The organism is Sinomonas sp. (genome assembly GCF_036848755.1).
GTDB lineage: Bacteria > Actinomycetota > Actinomycetes > Actinomycetales > Micrococcaceae > Sinomonas.
In genome coordinates, this window is record NZ_DAIUJO010000078.1 from 1 (window position 1) to 17,490 (window position 17,490).

A 17,490-nucleotide genomic window follows, 5' to 3' on the forward strand; every position below is an offset into this window, starting at 1 on the left:
GGATCGCGGGGTCGATCGAGTTGTTGTAGTCGTTGACTGTCTTGGCCAGGGCCTCGGGGTCAATGCCGATCCGCTCGGCGAGATCCTCGATGCTGTCTGCGCTCTCAGTGGAGACCCCCGGCATGTCGTATTCTTCGCGACGCAGCATGGGGCGAAGGGCTGCGTCGAAGATCTGGTAGGCGATGGACCCGGGCTGTTCGAGGACGACCTTGCCGAACTTGGCGTAGGTGTAGTTCCTGAAGTCCTCCCCTTCGTCCAGGAACCGTTGCGCCCGGCTGTTGACGATGATGCCGAGGGGGTAGCTCTGCCGCGTGAGCCTGTTGGTCAGCTCACGATTGGATTCGTTGTCGGGCGTGAAGGCGTCCCACTGCGTGGCATGGCAGGACCCCCAGTCCCCTCCCTTCGCCGCCCCGAGCTCGAGCGCGGCGACGAGCATCTGGCCGGTGTTGTAAGGGGTACCCCTGACCTTCGCCTTCTCCCAGCCCGGCCCGAGATGCTCGCGCCGCAGTTCCCTGTTCGCCTCGAAGCCACCGGCGGCCAGCACCACGGACTCAGCGCGCAGCTCCTGCACCGTGCCGTCCTGCTGCCGGACCTTCACTCCGATCACGCTCCCGCCCTCCGTGAGGAGGCCGAAGACATCCTGGCCGAAGCGGATCTCGGTGCCGAGTTCCTCGGCGACCCGGAGGTGGTCCTGCATGAGGCCCTCGCCCCCACCGACGTTGCCGACGTGCAGGCCGCCCCAGAACAGGTAGCTGCCGTCCGGCCGCTCGTAGGCCTGGCGCTCATACATCAGCCGGTACCTCAGGCCCAGGGAGCTCAGCCACCGCAGCCCAGGCCCGGCCTCGGTGACCAGCACCTCGGTGAGCGCGGCGTCATTGCGGCCGTCGGTGACCTTCTCCATGTCCCTCGCATAGTCGGCAGGCGTGTAGCGCGGGACTTCTGTGGCCGCGTGGCGCTCGTCCGGCTCGACGAAGTCGAGCAGGTCGCTCAGCCCACCGTGGGCAATCCTTGTGGCTCCCGCGGTGTAGTAGCTGTTGCCGCCGAAGAGCTCGCGCGGGGCCTTCTCCAGCAGCAGGACCTTCCGGCCGCGCACGGCGGCCGCATGGGCCGCAGTGAAGGCGGCATTCCCGCCGCCGACCACGATGACGTCTGCGTCCCTGTTCGGGTTCTTGGTTGCGTTGGACTCGCTCAAAGAGGGGTGCCTTTCATTGCCTCCGGCGCTGCCGCGCGCGGCAGCGCCGGATTGACGAGCTCTCAGGTGGTGGGGTTGGCGGTGCCGGGCCGTCAGGCCGGCGAGGATTCGGTGCGGGCCGCCGTGTCCGGAGCCTTCACCGGACTTGCGGCAGCCGTCTCCTCCGAGACGGTCTCCAGCGGCTGCCTCCCGGTACGGGGCCCGAAGACGGCGATGGCGACGGCGACGACGAGCCAGCAGGCTGCGATGTACACGAAGACGGCCTGATAGCCGAGGCCCGCGAAGATCGCGGCGACGATCATGGGTCCGAAGATGTTCGCAAGGCGCCCTGTGCCGTAGACCAGCCCGTGCCCGGCGTTGCGCAGCCCGGTCGGGAACAGCTCGGGGCTGTACGCGTACAGCAGGGTCGCGAAGGTCTGGATCAGGAGGTTCACGCAGAAGCCGAAGACAACGATCGCCACGGGGTTGAACGTCAGGCCGTACGCCAGACCGCTGGCGGCGGTAGCGAGGGAGACGACGACGAGCGGCCCCTTGCGCCCGAGCCTGTCGGTCATCGGCCAAGCAAGCAGCGCCCCCGGAACGGCGCCGATCGTGGTCAGGGCGGAGAACCCCAAGGACTCGGCGACGCTGAAGCCGTGCTGCGCCAGGAGGGTAGGCACCCAGGCCACAAAGCCGTAGAAGCCCAGAGTCTGGAAGATCCACACGACGGCCAGGAACAGGGTCGTGCGGCCCGTCCGGCCATGGAAGAGGTTCCGATACCCAAGGCTGGGCTGTACGGCGGTCGAGGCCGCAGCCGTCTCCCGAAGCGGCGCCAGCGGTCCGGCCAGGCCCTCCAACCGGGCGATGACGTCCTCTGCCGCCTGCAGCCGGTCCTTGTGGACGAGCCAGCGGGGGCTCTCTGGCAGGACCAGCAGAGCCGGAACGGCCAGCAGCGCGGCGGACCCGAGGACAAAGACCAGACGCCAGGTCTCACTGCCCAGCGGGACGATCCCCCGGGCCGAGAACGACATGAAGGGGATGCCGGCCAGACCGACTGCCATCACGGCCGACTGCATGCGGCCGCGCTTGGCACCCGGCATGACCTCTGAGATGTAGGTCGTGGCGGCGACGACCATCGCCGACAGCCCCACCCCGGTCAGGAAGCGGAAGGCGACGAAGGTGGGCACATTGAACCCTGCCGCGTTGATCAGGGAGAAGACGGAGAACACCAGGGTCGAATAGAGCAGGGCCCGTTTGCGCCCGATCAGGTCCGAGACGCGTCCGCCGAAGATGGCACCGACGGCCATGCCGAGGAACGCCGCCGAGGTGACGATCGCGACGTCCTGGACGGAGAATCTGAGGTGCTTGACCAGAGCCGGTGCGACGTAGGCGAAGGTGTTCAGGTCTCCGAACTCGAAGAGGAACACGAAGGACAGGGTCACCAGGGCGATCTTGTGCGCCTTGGTGATCGGCAGACGGTCCAGACGTGCTGCCGTCATAGTTGGGGTGAGCAATCTATCCTCCTTGATAGATATGGTCAGCGACTTTTCCGCCGCCGCCTAGGGGTAGCTGGTGCGGCTGAGGATCTTCCGCCGCTTCGTTCGATGGATTGAAGATTGGGCGCGCCCCTGTGGGCTGGCCCTTCAGGCCAGGACTGCGAGGCTATCGGCGGAAGCCCCGGCGGGTTCCCCTGCCGCTGCGCTGAGCAGCCGGGGGTCGTCCGCTGTCGGGACATGCAGGACGGCGGTGGCCAGCCTGCGCGCGGCGCGGTGCAGGGACACGCCCTCGATGCTGCCCTCCGGGGAGGTCGTCCATTCCACCTGGACGACGCCGGAAAGGGTGCCGATCCGCAGGCTGTTCCCGCGTCCGGCCCGGTAGGAGTGCACGATGGTCCCGGCCGTGGCCGCAGCCGTCGCAACCGCCACCGCCGAGGTCAGCCCGATCGCCGGGTGGGCGGCGTGCATGGAGAGCATGCGCACCGCGACGTCGTAGTCCCGCGCCCGCACGAGCGTCCCGTCCGAGGCCCGGTAGTCCCGCGCCGGTCCGATGACTCCTGTCTTGGGCACGGCGTTCGGGGCGGGCTCGCCTGGCTGGATCAGACCGTGCAGTACCGCGCCGGCGGCCCGGAAGGCCCTCAGCATGGGAAGCCGCTCGGCGATGTCCTGGGCACTCTCGGTCCCGGTCATCCCGACGCTGTCCGCGTCGAGCAGGACCGCGGGCGCTCCCGCTCTGACGATCGTCGCCTCGCCAGCCAGCCCGTCGGCGCTGACGATTTGGCGCGGGTGGCCGGTGGGGAACGCTCCGGCAAAGTCGAACGGCCCGTGGAACGTCAGCTCGACCGGAACTCCGCCGGATTCGACGCCGGGCACGAGGGCATCCCCGGCCCGGGGGGCGCGCCCGCCGGGCGTCGCGACCGCGACCTGCAGCGCCGCGCCGGTGTTGACGTTGCGGAGCCGGACCGTGGTTGTCTCCCCTTCGATGGCGACAAGGCCCTCCTGGACTGCGTAGAGGCCGACGGCGGTGGCGCAGTTCCCGCAGTTGCTCCCCCACTCGACGACGCGGTCTTCGATCCCCACCTGCCCGAAGAGGTAGTCGACGTCGGCGCCCGGCTCGCTCGAGGGGGAGACGACCGCGACCTTGGACGTGGTCGAGGTCGCGCCGCCGACTCCGTCGACCTGCCGGCGATCCCCCGAACCGAGCGCATTCTCCAGCAGCACGTCGAGCTCGAGCTGCGCGGCCTGCACTGCCTCGGCAGCGAAGATCCAGCACTTGCTCGTGCCTCCCCGCACCCATGCCGCTGCGACGTCGAGCGTGGCCTGTTCTGGATTCACCTGTAACTCCTTCGGCTGGTTTCTCCCAGAACAAGCGTGGACGGCGGCTGGAGTTTGCACCAGCTAAAGTTCCTGAAACCCCCTTTAGCTCTGCTGTAGGATTAGCGGATGGCAATGGACATCAGGCGCATGCTCGTACTGGTCGAAGTCGCGCGCGCCGGTTCCCTCACAGCCGCTGCCGCCAACCTCAACTACACCGTCTCGGCCGTCTCCCAGCAGGTCGGGCAGCTGGAGGACGAGGCCGGCCAGCCCCTCGTCGAACGTCGGCCCCGGGGGGTGACCCTGACAGAGGCGGGGCGCGCCGTCGTCCGCCATGCCGAGAAGATCGAGCGGATCGTCTCCGCCGCTCACGAAGAGCTCCAGGATCTCGCCGGGCTCAGCACGGGCACGCTGAGGCTGGGCACCGTCCCGACCGTCACCGAGTCCTTCCTGCCGACGGCGATCTCCGGCTTCCGGGAGCAGCATCCGGGCGTCGACCTGCGGATCCACAGCGCCCAGCTCTCAGGACTCGAGCGCCTCCTCGAGGCCCGGGAGATCGAGCTGGCCATTACGTGGGACCGCGACGGCCCTGAAGGCATGGCCGAGAGGGGCCTGAGCACCGAGCTGATCTTCCGCGATCCGAACGTCCTCTTGGTCCCCGCTAGCCATCAACTGGCAGGGCGGTCGTCGGTGCGAATGGAGGAGCTCAGGCACGAGCCATGGATCATCCGCACATCCCCCAACGTCCTGGCCCTGCTCCAAGCCGCCTGCGAGGGCGCGGGCTTCGACCCCATCGTCACCTTCGAGGCCCGCAGCTACCAGGAAGCCCAGGCCATGGTCGCCATCGGAATGGGGATCGCCCTCGTGCCCCAGCTGTCCCTCTACACCTTGCGCACTGATATCCGGGTCCTTGCCATCGTTTCGCCAACTCCGCCGACCCGTCGAATCGTGCTCGCACGCCGCCGTGGGGAACGGCTTTCTCCCGCGGCGGAGGCGATGGGCAGGCTCCTGATCGAGACCGGACGCACATGGAGGCCCCTCCAGCCAAGCCCGTCCCGCGAGGTCTCGCTGCCCCCTACCTCGGGGGCAGGAGGATCGTCAGTTCCCGTGCGGCCACCTCGAGGGCCGGGAGGTAGTCGAGCAGCTTCTCGCGGCTGACCCGGTAGGCTGGCGCCGCCACTGAGACGGCCGCGATCGTGACGCCGTCGAGGTTCTTCACCGGGACACCGATGGCCCGGATGCCGGCCTCGTGTTCTTCATCCGCAATCGCGTAGCCGTGGTCCCGGACGCTGCGGATCTCGTCCCGGAACTGTTCCCTGTCGACGATCGTGTGAGGCGAGAACGCGGTGAGCTCGAGGTCCTCCACGAGTTCCTTGCCTTCTGCTTCTCCGGCGAACGCGATGAGCACCTTGCCCATCGAGGTGCAGTGCAGGGGCCCGCGTCGGCCCGGTTCGCCGCTGACGCTCACCGAATGCCTGCCCTGGACATGATGCACGTAGAGCTGGTGCTGGCCGTCGAGTACAGACATCAGGGCGCTCTCCGAGGTCTGGTCCGCGAGCCTCCGCAGGACCGGCAGCGCAGATCCCGCGAATCCATGTCTGTGTGCGACGCGACTGGCGAGCGAGAAGACCTGGAGCCCAAGGCTGTACCTGCGGCTCGTCTCGTCGACGCACGCGTAGCCGTCGCGCACCAAAGCCGCAGCCAGCCGGTGGGCGGTGCTCAGAGGAAAGCCGGCACGCCGTGCCACCTCCGAAAGGGAGGCCCCGTCGGGATAGTCGCCGAGCAGGGTCAACAGGAGGAGGGCTTTGCCGACCATGTCTGGAGGAGTCTCACTCACACCCCCATCATTCCACGATGTGGGAGGTTATGCCGCGATAGAGAAAGATTTCTGGCCTATACCTTGTGTGACCCTTCAGAGACGGGCAGACTTGCTTCCAAGAGGCGACACGCCATTCCACCATATGGAACATCACAGTGAGGTGATCTCATGTCCGACCAGTCCGCATCGAGAGCCGGGGCTACCGAGTCAGTTGCAGCGTCGCCCGGACGAAGCCGGTGGGCCCGGCTCCTTCCGATCTCGTTCGTGACATATTCGCTGGCCTATCTGGACCGTTCGAACTATTCGATCGGCGTTGCCGGAGGGATGAAGACCGACCTGCATCTGGACGCCGGCGCCTCGGCTCTGCTCGGCGCGCTGTTCTTCCTCGGCTACTTCCTGTTCCAGGTGCCGGCGGGTGTGTACGCCGAGCGACGCAGCGCCCGGAACCTGATCTTCTGGAGCCTGATCGCGTGGGGCGCCCTGGCCTCCCTGCAGGGCGTCGTCTCCTCGGTCCCGCTCCTGATGGTCGTGCGCTTCCTCTTGGGCATCGTGGAGGCTGCCGTCCTGCCGGCGATGGTGATCTTCCTGAGCCACTGGTTCACCAAGGCCGAACGCGGACGTGCGAACACCTACCTGATCCTCGGCAACCCGGTCACCGTCCTGTGGCTGACCGCCGTGTCCGGGTATCTGGTCGAGGCCACCTCGTGGCGGTGGATGTTCATCGTCGAAGGACTGCCTGCGATCGTCTGGGCGCTTGTCTTCCGCGCCCTCGTCTCCGACCACCCGCATCAGGCCCGCTGGCTTGACCCCGCCGAACGCCGCTACGTCGAGGACGCCCTCGACGCCGAGCAGCGCGCCATGGCTCCTGCCGCGTCCATCCGGGCAGCGCTGCGCTCCCGCAACGTCGTCGTGCTCTCGGTGCAGTATTTCCTCTGGAGCCTCGGGGTGTACGGCTTCGTCTTCTGGCTCCCCTCGATCATCAAGGCTGCGGGCGGCCAAGGCATCGGACTGACCGGGCTGATCTCCGCGATCCCCTACGTGTTCGCCGTCGTGCTCATGGTGTTCAACAGCCGCCTCTCGGATCTCTCGGGCCGGCGCAACCGCTATATCTGGCCTTGGCTGGCCCTCAGCGCGGTGGCCTTCTACGTCTCCTACCTTCTGGGCCCCAAGAACTTCTGGGCCGCCTTCGTCCTCCTCGTGGTCGCGGGCGCGGCGATGTACGCCCCCTACGGGCCCTTCTTCGCCGCCATCCCAGAACTCATGCCCCGGGACGTGGCTGGTCCCGCGATCGCGCTCGTCAATTCCCTGGGCGCCCTGGGTGGCTTCGCCGGCTCGTACCTCGTCGGATGGCTCGATGGAGCCACCGGGTCCAGCAGCGCATCCTTCCTGCTCATGGCGCTCAGCCTCGCCGGATCGGCGGTCCTGATCCCGCTCGTGCGGGCTCCCCACCGGCCTGCCCTCCACGGCGCAGCATCCTGAGATGCGCATCTGCAGGATCGCCCATCCCGGCGGGACGGACTACGCGAGCTGGGACGGCGAGGGATTCGCCGTGCTGGCCGACCCCTTCGCGTCCCCGCCACGGCCCACTGGGATCCGGGTGGCGCCGACTCGGGCCCGCATGCTCGCACCCGTCGAACCGCGCACTGTGGTCGGCATGGCCCACAACACCGGGCCCGCCGACCGCGCGCGGCCGCCCGGTGCCTTCCTGAAGGCCGCGCGCTCGGTCGTCGGCCCCGGCGCCGCGGTGCAGTTGCCCCGGGACGGAGGGGAAATCGTCGCCGAGGGTGAGCTCGCCCTGGTGATCGGACGGGACACGACGGCGGTTCGGGCCGCCGACCTGCCCTCCTGTGTCGTGGGCTTCACCGCCGCGAACGACATCACGGACCGCCGCGCCCAAGGCCACGACCCTCTCTGGACCGCGGCCAAGAGCAGACACACCTTCACCCCCGTGGGGCCGTGGATCGAGACGGACCTGGACCCGGCCAGCCTGGAGATCACCGTGGCCTTGAACGGGTCCGATCTGGGCACAGCCTCGACCGCCGGTCTCGCCCGCAATCCCTGGGAGGTACTCGCCTATCTGGCCCGGCTCATGCCCCTCGGCGCCGGAGACCTCGTCCTCACCGGGGCGCCGGGGCTGGCCCCAGCTCTTCGTCCAGGCGACCGGGTCAGCGTCCGGATCGACGGGCTCGGAGAACTGGACAACCCGGTCGAAGGCCGCACGACGGGCGATCAAGCGGAGGGCTGACGATCCTGCGCGGCAGCCCTCTCTTCAAGCCCGCCCTTCGTGCGCCACCCCGCTGCGGCGTTAGATCAAGGACAGTCCTGGGAAAAGGACACCCATGAGCGAAATCGCACCTGCGAGGGCCCGCGGCAATCGCGCCAGTCAGCCCGCGCGGCTCGTCGGCGGAAGGACCGTTCGTGAGCGATGAGGTCCGTCGGAGGGAACTCGGCAGCAACGACGCTCCCGTCGAGGAGGAAATCGAGGAGTCCTTCGACCGAATCGTGGCCGAGGGAGCACAGCGCCTTCACCGGACGTGGCTCTCGGTGCTGATTACTGGCTTCTTCGGGGGCGTGGAGGTCGGACTCGGTGTCATGGCCTACCTCGCGGTCGAACACTCCACCGGGAACAGGCTGCTGGCCGGACTTGCCTTCGGCATCGGATTCATCGCACTTCTGCTGGCCAAGAGCGAACTCTTCACCGAGGGCTTTCTCGTGCCCATCGCAGCGGTCGCCGCCCGCCAGGCACGCCTTGGGCAGCTCATCAAACTCTGGATGGGAACCCTTGCGGCGAACCTCGTCGGCGGCTGGTGCTTCATGTGGCTTGTCATGCAGGCCTTTCCCGAATGGGCGCCTACGGTCACCGAATCCGCTCGGCATTTCGCGGAGGCTCCACCCAGCGTCCAGTCCCTTTGCCTGGCCACGTTGGGCGGCAGCACGATCACGCTGATGACGCGGATGCAGCAGGGCACGGAGTCCGTTCCGGCCAAGATCGTCGCGGCGGTGGCGGGTGGGTTCCTGCTCTCGGGTCTGCCCCTGTTCCACTCGGTGCTCGATTCACTGCTGATCTTCGGTGCCCTCCACGCAGGCGCACCGTTCGGCTACGGCCAGTGGTTGGGCTGGTTCGCCTACACCGCAGTGTTCAACGTCCTCGGCGGGCTCCTGCTGGTGACTGCGCTTCGACTGCTCCGCACCAAGGAACTGCTGAGCGAGCGGCGTGCTCGCTCCTCCTGAAGCGGTACCCAGGCCTCTCGCAGACCGGAACTGGCAGTACGGGCGACGATCGGGAGCAGATGAGTCTTCCAGCAATCGGGGCTGCACGGTCCAGTCCGACCACGGTCCCGAGCACAGGCCGCCGACGGGACGCGAGGACGGCCACTGAGGAGGGCATCAGGGCGGGGGCAGCCTCTGTCTCTGCCGCTGGGTCGGCGAGTCCAGCCTCTCGCATGTCGAGCATTGTCTGTTCGGCGAGCTCGAGGTGATCCTCGGTCACGATGATCCGCGCGAACCCCGGCACGCGGGGCGTGTCGAGTCTCACGACGATCCCGACCGGGTCCAGACCTGCCAGGACGTGGGCGACCTCGCCCGCATCGCCCTCGCGCACCCGCTCCTCCGCAAGGAACGGGTCTTTCACTGCGCGGCGGAACCGCACGACCTCCCCGATGGCGAATCGAGCGGACACGGGCGCACAACATTCCGTCATGGCAAGACCTCCCCCAAGATGATCCGGAGCTGCGCCGGGAATCGAAGGTGCCCAGCGAAGCGACTCCAATTTATCCATCGTCTGGATGGATCAACAAGGACCTTGGTCCCGCCTGCACTTGACAAGTGCCGTCACACAGGTGGTGGCCCAGCTCTGTCCCCAGTCGGCCGTGGTCCCTTAGGATCGCCGTTACTGGCCCGGCAATCGTCCGTGGTCCTCGCCAGATGAGGGGGTTCACAGTGGTGGGTGCAAGCGGTGGGTGGCCGCCTGAGGGCGCAAAGGTGACGGGTCCTTCTCCTCAGCCTCCGGGCAGGCCCCCGGCGCCAGAGTTCCCCGGGCACCTGCGATGGCGGGACGGGCGCCCTTGGGCCGATCCGCGCCAGGATGAGGCCTTCCTCCAAGGTGGCGTGGGTCGGCCCCCGTTCGGTCCTGGGGCGGCCGTGTACAACGGGGCGATCTGGGCCGTCGCCCTCGTGCCCCTTGCGAATGTCCTGCTCGAGCTCGTCTGGAAGCCGACGCTCAGCTACCGCACTCTGGTAAGCGGCAGCCAGCGCATTCGCATGCTCGAGATGGACTCGGTCTTCACGCCTGTCTACTTCGCGGTGCTCCTCGCGGGACTCATCGGCTACGTGCTTTGCGTCTGGTCCGCGTACCGAGACTGGAAGAAGCTGAAGGCTGAGGGTGTCTTGAGGCCGTTCCACTGGGCGTGGGCGTTTCTCGCGCCGGCCGTGTATGTCATCGGTCGATCGGTGGTCGTGCGCAGGCTCGCCCGGCCCAGGGGCCTCGCCCCGGTGTGGGCAGTCGTGGGGACCGCAATCCTCGCCGTCGTAGTCGCCGGGATCAAGGTCGCGGAGATGCTTCCGGCAGGCGCGAACGCGATCCAGACCTGATTCTTGGCCGGTCTGCCGCGCGTGCAGACGACGACTTCCGGTTGTCCTTCAGTCGGCTGGCAGATCCGATGCGGCTTGTGTCGGTGCTTCGGCGGCGTTCGTCGCCGCCCAACTGGCCAGGAGCCTGAGCCGTTCCCCGCTCGCCGAGCCCGGCGCGGCGGTGTAGGCGAACATTGTCCATCCGGGATTCGAAGGCAGTTCGAAGGCCTCATAGTCGAGCTCGAGATCGCCGACCACGGGGTGGTGGATGCGCTTGAGACCCGTGCGGTGGAAGCGGACGTCGTGGGCCGCCCAGCGGGCGCGGAAGTCTTCGCTGCGAGTGACCAGCTCGCCGATCAGGTCCGTGAGGTCCTTGTTGTGCGGGTTCCGCCCGGCGTAGCCGCGCAGCGTGGCGACGACGTCGTCCATGTTCTTCCTCCAGTCCGGGTAGAACTCCCGCGCGGCGGGGTCGAGGAACAGGAAGCGGGCGTTGTTCGGCGGGCTGCCGGCGTCCTGCATCGCCGGGGCGTAGAGGGCGCGGCCGAGGGCGTTCATCGCCACGAAGTCCATCCGCTCGTTGCGCACCCAGGCCGGCGCCTCCGTGACCGCGTCGAGGAGCCGCTGCAGGCTCGCGCGCACCTGGGGCTTGCCGGGCGGACGACGGCGCGAGGGCAGCTGCCGCTGGGCGGCGCGGGCGAGGTGGAACAGGTGCGCGGTCTCCGCCTCGTCGAGTTGGAGGGTGCGGGCGAGCGCGTCCAGGATCTCCTCGGAGACCCCGGAGAGGTCTCCCCGCTCGAGCCGGGCGTAGTAGTCAACGCTCACGTTCGCGAGCAGGGCGACCTCCTCCCGGCGCAGGCCGGGCACGCGCCGTCGTCCGCCGCCCGGCATGCCCGCCTGCTCGGGGGTGACCTTCGCGCGGCGTCTGCGCAGGAACTCGCGCACTTCGCTTCTGGTGTCCATGCATCCGAGACTACGGTCCGAGCCGGGTCCGTGGGGTGCCCTGCCAGTACACGGATAGGCAGCCCATGGCCAGCCATATGGGCGACCGTGAAGTCCCCGACGAGGACCCCGCCGAGCACCTCCGTGTCCCCTCGGCCGTGGCTCGCACCCGGGCGCCGTGGTGGGAAACGACCTCCGTCCGCGCCTGCTGGTGGGCCTAATCCGTCAGATGTCCAGGCGCGCGGCGGTCAGCCGGGCGGCCTGCGTCGGGTCGCGGTGGTCGAAGAAGAGGCTTCGGCCGGTGTCGAGCCCGGCGATCCGGGCCATCTCCTCGTCGGTGAGCTCGAAGTCGGGAACGGGTTCAGCTGTCGGGCGATAATGCTTGGCGGCGATCCGGGCCAGAGTCAGGAGTTGCCTCTCCTGATGGGTGAACTCCCCCATGGCATGTTCGGCCAGGTCCACCGCGTCCGCGGGGGCGCCGGGCTGGGTCAGCCTATCGGCCCCATTGGCTTATGAGACCAGTCCTGTGCTGCCTCCGCAGCCGGGGGGATGCCCTTCAGGAGGACGATCGCGTCGAGGGTGATCCCGTTGTCACCCCGTCGCTGCTGGATGCTGCCCGCATCCCGTGCCGCTCTACGGTGCCTTTGGCGGGGTGGCCGAGCGGGACGGGGTCGAGGAACCAGACGTCGTAGGGGCGTTGGAGCAGGTCCTGGTTGAGTTCGTTGAGGCGCCGGAGGGCAGCTCCGCCGGCGTGGGCGTCGAGGTCGCCTCGGGTGGCCCACCGTTCGACCATGACGACGGTGTCGCCGTCCTGTTCGAGGTGGGCGGCGTAGAGTTCGCAGCCGGGTTCTGCGTGGACGAGGGGCGAGACCTCGCGGAAGGACTCGATCACGGCGGCCCCGAGGCCGGGCTTGGCGGTGAGGACGGCGACGACGGTGACGGGCATGCTCACACCTGCCGGTAGTCGATGCCGAGCAGGGACGCGGCGGCCTTGTAGTCGGCGGCGCGGTGGCCGGTGGAGAGCGACCAGTGGTGGCCGATCCCGGTGGCGGACCAGTCGTCGACCCATTCGCCGGGGTCGCGGCCGAAGTCGACCCTGCTGGTCGTGTTGCCGATCTCGAGCAGGGGCCCGGGGACGACCTCGCCTTCGGAGGCGATGAAGGCCAGCGTTCCATCGGCGTCCTGGCCCAGGCCCAGGAGGGTCACGGGGCCGTGCTGGACGTCGAATTCGACCGAGACCCCCCAGCCGCGCTTGCCATGGTAGACGCCGAGGCCGCGCAGGAGAGGCTCGCGGGAGGATACGGCCAGGTGGGCCGGCCCGTCGTGGCCCATCTCCACGACCATGTCCTCGAAGTTCAGGCTCTGGATCTCGCAGAAGGACCCGCCGGCGCCGGCGGTCTCGGTGGCGAGCTGGGCGACGGTCGTGCGCAGCTCGTACTCCCCGGTGGTCGGGATGCCGCGTGCGGTGAGCAGGGAGGCACCCAGGATCATTCCCGCCCCGAGCCTCTCGTGCTGCTCGCCGTCCAGGCCGCGGTGGTAGTAGGCCAGGGAGTCCAGGTCGAAGTCCTCCACGAGCCGGTCGAGCCCGACCGAGACCCGGGCGCCCCAGGCGAAGTCGGAGTCCACCACGCTCTCATCGAGGGAGAAGACCTCACGGGCAAGCTCCATGCGGGCGGCGGTCTCTCCGTCGGTGACCTTCTCGACCCGCACGCGCAGGTCGTCGAACTCGAGCACCTCCACATGGGAGCCGAAGGTGACCGGCAGCAGCGTCAGGTCGGTGGAGACATCCAGCATGCCAGGGTAGACGTGCCCCATGAGGCCGTGGCGGGCGTGGCGCAGTGCCGCCCGGATGCGCGCCGCGGTGATCCACTGGCCGATGCGCGCCCAGGCAGACTCCTGCCGCAGCCAGCCGGAGACGGAGCGGAACGGGATGCCAGCGCGGCGGAAGACGTTCCCGACCTCGGGCACGGGGCACTGCCCGCAGTAGGCCAGCCATGCACCGGTGTCGAAGTTCGCGTGGTCCATCTTCTCGGTCGGCTGGAGATCGATCACCAGCACGGGAGTGTTCCCCCGCTGGGCGATGGGCAGCACCATCGAGGAAGTCAGGTACGTCGTGAGGAACATGACGATCAGGTCGCAGTCCGCCCGGCGCAGCGCCTCGGCGGCCACCGCGGCCTCCTGGGCATCGGAGATGAAGCCCACGTCGGTCACGTCGGCGTCCATCGCCTCGAAGCGTCCGGCGACGTAGCGGGCGGAGGCCTGCAGCTGCGGGAGCAGCTCGGGGAACTGGGGCCAGTAGGTGCCCAGGCCCCCCGCGACGAGGCCGATCCGTGCCCGCCGGCGCGCCTTGGGGGGCAGGAGGTCGGCGATGGCGCCCTGGTTCTGGGTGAGCAGCGAGGCATTGTGGTCCATGCTGGGTCCTTTGCTTCTCGGGAGGCCCGTACCGGCCTCGATTAATCGATTAAAGAAAGACGATGGATAAGGGGCCCGGGCGCAGTTCTGCCTAGGCCGCTGCAGGTGCGGAATCGCGCACGACGAGGTAGGGCTGGAGCATGGTCGCGGTGTGGTGATGCGAGTCCCCTTCGCGAAGCTCCGCAAGGAGCCTGCTGAGGGCGAGCTCTCCGAGCTCCCGCTTGGGCTGGCCCACGGTGGTCAACGGCAGGGCGCCTTCGGTGGCCAGATCCAGGTCGCCGTAGCCCACCACGAGGGCCTCGGCCGGGGTGGAGACCCCCTCCTCCCCGAGCCCGCGCATGACGCCGACCGCCAGCTGGTCGTTGATGCAGAACACGGCCCGCGGGCCGCCGGCGCGGGCGATCTCGATGCCCACCCTCCTGCCCTCGTCGACAGTCATGTCCGTGACCTCGAACTCGACGAGCGAGTCCGGGTCGAGTCCCGCCGCGGCCATCGCCGTCCGGGCCCCCACTCGCCGGTTGACGCACTGCGGGATGGAGCGGGGGCCATTGACGAGCGCGATCGACCGCGGCGCGCCTGCCAGGAGGTGCTCGACGGCGATCCTTCCGCCCTCGACGTCGTCGATCGCGACCGAGCAGCCCTCATGCTCCGCGCTCACGCGGTCGACCAGCACGAGACGGGCCCCGACCATCCTCAGCTGAGACAGGCGCGAAGGGTCCGCCGAGAGGGGGACGACGAGGGCCCCGGCCGCCCGCTGCTCGGCGAGCGTCTCGAAGTGGCGCAGCTCCCGTGCTGGGTCGTCGTGGCTGACACACAGGGCGATCGCGTAGCCGGCCCGGTCGGCCGCGTCGGCGACCGAGCTGGCGATCGCTGCATAGAACGGGTTCAGGATCTCCGGCACGACGAGCCCGACGAGCCGGTTCGATCCCTGCCGCAGGGTGGCCGCGGCCCGGTTGGGGACGAAATCGAGCTCCTTGATCGCGGCGAGGACCTTGGAGCGTGTGGCCGCCGAGACTACCTCGGGGCGGTTGATCACGTTCGAGACGGTCGCGGTGGACACGCCAGCCCGTCGCGCTACCGCCGCGACGCCCAATTCACCTCTGGCCACTGCTCATCGCCTCCCTGCCGTGGGCCACGGTCCTGCGGATCCGTGTGATGGTGTCCGGCCCGGTCACCCCGGGCCGGACACGGTCTCACGATACCGGCGTCGAGTCGATGACTTCGCCGTAGCGCTCCCGCTCGATCTGCTGGAGCGACTTCCCGCGTGTCTGCGGTGCCCAGACGGCGCCCACGAGGAGGGCCACTACGAGCAGCGCGATCATGAGCAGGCCTACCGCGGGGACTCCCGCCTGGGTCAGGAGCACCGGGAAGAAGTAGCTCAGGCATCCGATGGCGACCCGGGCTGCGAAGAACAGCACGCCCTGGGCGCTCGCGCGGTACGGCGTCGCGAACAGCTCGCTGGTCCACAGCCCGTAGAACGCCTGGGCGCCGATGCCGCAGGAGATGCCCCAGGAGACGGCGAACAGGAGCAGGGTCGGCAGGGACGGCTGCGCGAAGACCAGCAGCACCCAGCCCAGGACACCCAACGCTGCGCCGGCCGAGTAGAGGACGCGCCGGGACATACGGTCGGCCAGGAGCATGTAGCCGAAGTAGGTTGCCAGAACGGTGCAGCCCCAGAGGAGGACCTGCAGGAGGTCCTGCTCGACAGCGCTCTGGACGCCCGAGGCGGCGTAGACGCGAGGCATGAAGATCCCAGCCTGGCCTGCGACGACGCCCCAGAAGCCGTAGACGCCGAACAGGAACAGGAGCGCGGTGATGTTGGGCTTTCGCGAGAACAGCGCCTTCACCCCCTTGCCGTACAGCGCGGCCGCCCCTGCGCTGACGTTCCGCTCTTCCTTCCAGATCTGCGATTCCGGGAGCCCTTGGCGGATCCACCACACGATCGCGGCGACGACGAACAGGTGGGCGAAGATGATCCTGCTGCCCAGCAGCCCGAGCGGACCCATGGCCGCGGCCAGGGCGAAGCCGATCACGGGGCCCATCGACCAGGCCAGCTGTGCTGTGCCGACGTGCTTGGCCCGTCCTCCCGGAGGGGCCTGCTCGGCGATGTAGGTCCAGGAGGCCGGCACACCTGCCCCGACGGCGATGCCCGTCAGCACGAAGGCGAGCATGAGCATCCCGTAGTTGAACGCGAACACGGCCAGGAGGACTCCGAGCATGTAGAGCAGGAGGTCGTAGGTGTAGATGAACTTCCGGCCGAAGCGGTCCGTCAGAGGGCCGCCGAGGATGGCCCCGACGGCTGCGCCGAAGGCGTTGGCGCTGATGGCGGCCAACAGGCCGACGGCGAAGTCGTCGATCCCGAACGCCTTCTGCCAGAAACCCAGGCTCGTGGCGATGGCGATGATCGATCCTGCCTCGATGTAGTTGGACATCGAGACCGAGATCGTCGCCCTCCAGCCCGTAGTGCTCTTGCTTCCGATCTTCATGTCAGTGTTTCCCTTCGGAAAATGGTGAGGGTTGGATGCGGACGAACTCGACTCCGAGCAGGTCCGCGACGGTGGCGATGTCCGCGGCAAGATGGCCCACGCCCATCGACCAGTGGTGTGTGGAGCCGGACTCGGACCAGGCTTCGGTCCAGTCCCCCGGGTCGCAGCCGAAGTCGACCCGGGTAGTCGTGTTGCCTATCCGCAGGGCCGGACCGGGCACGGCCTCCCCTTCGGAGGCGACGAACCGGAGCCGGCCGTCGCGCAGCTCCCCGATGGAGAACTGGGTGACGGGCCCCGGCTTGACGGTGGCCTCCACGGAGGCCCCGCCGCCCGCCTTGCCGTGGAAGACCTCAAGACTCCGCACGAGAGGTCTTGAAGACGTGATCGAGGCGTCGGCGGCGTCGTTGTGGCCGAGCTCCACATGGCCACGGTCGAAGTCGAGGGCCTGCCCCTCGGTGAACGCCCCGCCTCCCCCGAGCATCCCGGTGATGAGCATCGCGATGCCCGCCCTGAGCTCGAACTCGGTCACTGTGGGGACCCCGCGGGTCGAGAGGATCGTGGCTCCAAGCGGCAGCGCAGTGGCCAGTCGCCCGTAGATGTCATTCGAGTTGCCCATGTGGAAGTAGGCGAGGGTGTCCAGGCCGTATTCGTCGACGAGCCGGTCCAAGGCCACGGCCGCGCGCGCTTGGAAGCGGACGTTGGCGAGGTCGGTGCCCGGGGCGATCTCGAAGACCGACTCGATCTGCTCCAGCTTCGCATCGGTCTGGGCCTCGCCTACCTCGTCGAAGAGCCGACGCAGGTCGTCCAGCTCAAGGATCTCGACGTGGCCGCCCAAGCTCGAGCAGACAGAGGTGAGATTGGAAGCGATGTCGAACATTCCCGGGTACAGGTGGCCCAACAGCCCGTACCGGGCCCTTCGCAGGTTCGCCGTCACGCCCGCCGCCCGCACTACGCGGCCGATCTTCTCCCACGCCCGGGGATCCTCGAGATGCCCAGCCACGCTCCGCGCCCTCAGGCCGAGCCGCTCCAGCGCCGCGCACATCTCAGGCAAGGCCGCCGAGCCCGCGTAGCCGAGCCAGTCCCCCGTGCCGAAGCGCTCGTGGTCCATGCTCGCCCCCGGCTGGAGGCACACCAGCAGCACGGGGGCGCCGCCGTGCTGGAACACCGGGAGGACCTGGGCACTCGTCATGTACGTGGCGACGAACAGTACGATCAGGTCCGGCCCATGGCGGCGCACCCGCTCTCCTACCGCCGCTCCCTGAACCGGATCGGACACGAAACCGA

General features: G+C 68.7%; 16 protein-coding genes. 5 read left to right on the forward strand and 11 right to left on the reverse strand.

What is annotated here, in order from left to right; all coding sequences use genetic code 11:
- The 3 genes from tcuA to V7053_RS12945 all read right to left on the reverse strand — a co-directional run.
- A partial coding sequence (gene tcuA, locus V7053_RS12935; protein ID WP_334172682.1) for an FAD-dependent tricarballylate dehydrogenase TcuA occupies positions 1–1,192 on the reverse strand: 1,192 nt, incomplete at its 3' end.
- Positions 1,193–1,284: 92 nt separating this feature from the next.
- The gene (locus V7053_RS12940) at positions 1,285–2,670 is read right to left on the reverse strand and encodes an MFS transporter (RefSeq protein ID WP_334172683.1); all 1,386 of its coding nucleotides are present in this window, start codon (positions 2,668–2,670) and stop codon (positions 1,285–1,287) included.
- Between the two features lie 144 nt (positions 2,671–2,814).
- Entirely contained in the window at positions 2,815–4,002 is a 1,188-nt protein-coding gene (locus V7053_RS12945; RefSeq protein WP_334172684.1) for a PrpF domain-containing protein, read from the reverse strand.
- A gap of 108 nt (positions 4,003–4,110) precedes the next feature.
- Between V7053_RS12945 and V7053_RS12950 the strand changes: the two genes are divergently transcribed.
- Entirely contained in the window at positions 4,111–5,139 is a 1,029-nt protein-coding gene (locus V7053_RS12950; RefSeq protein WP_334172685.1) for a LysR family transcriptional regulator, read from the forward strand.
- Here the strand turns inward: V7053_RS12950 and V7053_RS12955 are convergent.
- Positions 5,057–5,818, reverse strand: a complete 762-nt coding sequence (locus tag V7053_RS12955) for an IclR family transcriptional regulator (RefSeq protein ID WP_334172686.1) — start codon at positions 5,816–5,818, stop codon at positions 5,057–5,059. The two genes, V7053_RS12950 and V7053_RS12955, sit on opposite strands and share 83 nt — an antisense overlap.
- Before the next feature lie 246 nt (positions 5,819–6,064).
- Here V7053_RS12955 and V7053_RS12960 point away from each other — a divergent pair, with 246 nt between their 5' ends.
- The 4 genes from V7053_RS12960 (at position 6,065) to V7053_RS12975 (ending at position 10,390) form a co-directional block, all read left to right on the forward strand.
- Positions 6,065–7,279 carry an MFS transporter gene (locus V7053_RS12960; RefSeq protein ID WP_334172687.1) on the forward strand — a complete coding sequence of 405 codons (1,215 nt, stop codon included), beginning with the start codon at positions 6,065–6,067 and terminating at the stop codon, positions 7,277–7,279.
- A 1-nt stretch (position 7,280) separates the two neighbouring features.
- Positions 7,281–8,045, forward strand: coding sequence for a fumarylacetoacetate hydrolase family protein (locus V7053_RS12965; RefSeq protein ID WP_334172688.1), 765 nt, complete (start codon positions 7,281–7,283; stop codon positions 8,043–8,045).
- Between the two features lie 173 nt (positions 8,046–8,218).
- Positions 8,219–9,031, forward strand: coding sequence for a formate/nitrite transporter family protein (locus V7053_RS12970; RefSeq protein WP_334172689.1), 813 nt, complete (start codon positions 8,219–8,221; stop codon positions 9,029–9,031).
- An 876-nt stretch (positions 9,032–9,907) separates the two neighbouring features.
- Positions 9,908–10,390: a hypothetical protein gene (locus V7053_RS12975; protein WP_334172690.1), complete on the forward strand. Its 483-nt coding sequence runs from the start codon at positions 9,908–9,910 to the stop codon at positions 10,388–10,390.
- A gap of 48 nt (positions 10,391–10,438) precedes the next feature.
- Here V7053_RS12975 and V7053_RS12980 read toward each other — a convergent pair whose 3' ends face one another.
- The 7 genes from V7053_RS12980 to V7053_RS13010 all read right to left on the reverse strand — a co-directional run.
- Positions 10,439–11,329: a helix-turn-helix transcriptional regulator gene (locus tag V7053_RS12980; protein WP_334172691.1), complete on the reverse strand. Its 891-nt coding sequence runs from the start codon at positions 11,327–11,329 to the stop codon at positions 10,439–10,441.
- A 204-nt stretch (positions 11,330–11,533) separates the two neighbouring features.
- The gene (locus tag V7053_RS12985; RefSeq protein WP_334172692.1) at positions 11,534–11,770 is read right to left on the reverse strand and encodes a hypothetical protein; all 237 of its coding nucleotides are present in this window, start codon (positions 11,768–11,770) and stop codon (positions 11,534–11,536) included.
- A gap of 94 nt (positions 11,771–11,864) precedes the next feature.
- Positions 11,865–12,254, reverse strand: coding sequence for a putative quinol monooxygenase (locus tag V7053_RS12990; protein WP_334172697.1), 390 nt, complete (start codon positions 12,252–12,254; stop codon positions 11,865–11,867).
- A gap of 2 nt (positions 12,255–12,256) precedes the next feature.
- Positions 12,257–13,720 (reverse strand): L-fucose/L-arabinose isomerase family protein, encoded by a 1,464-nt coding sequence (locus tag V7053_RS12995; RefSeq protein WP_334172693.1) that lies wholly within the window; start codon positions 13,718–13,720, stop codon positions 12,257–12,259.
- A gap of 91 nt (positions 13,721–13,811) precedes the next feature.
- Entirely contained in the window at positions 13,812–14,828 is a 1,017-nt protein-coding gene (locus tag V7053_RS13000) for a LacI family DNA-binding transcriptional regulator (RefSeq protein ID WP_334172694.1), read from the reverse strand.
- 85 nt (positions 14,829–14,913) lie between these two features.
- Complete coding sequence (locus V7053_RS13005) at positions 14,914–16,206, reverse strand: MFS transporter (protein ID WP_334172695.1); 1,293 nt, start codon at positions 16,204–16,206, stop codon at positions 14,914–14,916.
- Between the two features lies 1 nt (position 16,207).
- On the reverse strand, positions 16,208–17,490 hold a 1,283-nt coding region (locus V7053_RS13010; protein ID WP_334172696.1), incomplete at its 5' end, for an L-fucose/L-arabinose isomerase family protein.

Bases quoted from the DNA above. Each gene is read 5' to 3' on its own strand.
- V7053_RS12940 (WP_334172683.1), bottom strand. From the start codon at position 2,670: ATGACGGCAGCACGTCTGGACCGTCTGCCGATCACCAAGGCGCACAAG.
- V7053_RS12950 (WP_334172685.1), top strand. From the start codon at position 4,111: ATGGCAATGGACATCAGGCGCATGCTCGTACTGGTCGAAGTCGCGCGC.
- V7053_RS12965 (WP_334172688.1), top strand. From the start codon at position 7,281: ATGCGCATCTGCAGGATCGCCCATCCCGGCGGGACGGACTACGCGAGC.
- V7053_RS12980 (WP_334172691.1), bottom strand. From the start codon at position 11,329: ATGGACACCAGAAGCGAAGTGCGCGAGTTCCTGCGCAGACGCCGCGCG.
- V7053_RS12990 (WP_334172697.1), bottom strand. From the start codon at position 12,254: ATGCCCGTCACCGTCGTCGCCGTCCTCACCGCCAAGCCCGGCCTCGGG.
- V7053_RS12995 (WP_334172693.1), bottom strand. From the start codon at position 13,720: ATGGACCACAATGCCTCGCTGCTCACCCAGAACCAGGGCGCCATCGCC.
- V7053_RS13005 (WP_334172695.1), bottom strand. From the start codon at position 16,206: ATGAAGATCGGAAGCAAGAGCACTACGGGCTGGAGGGCGACGATCTCG.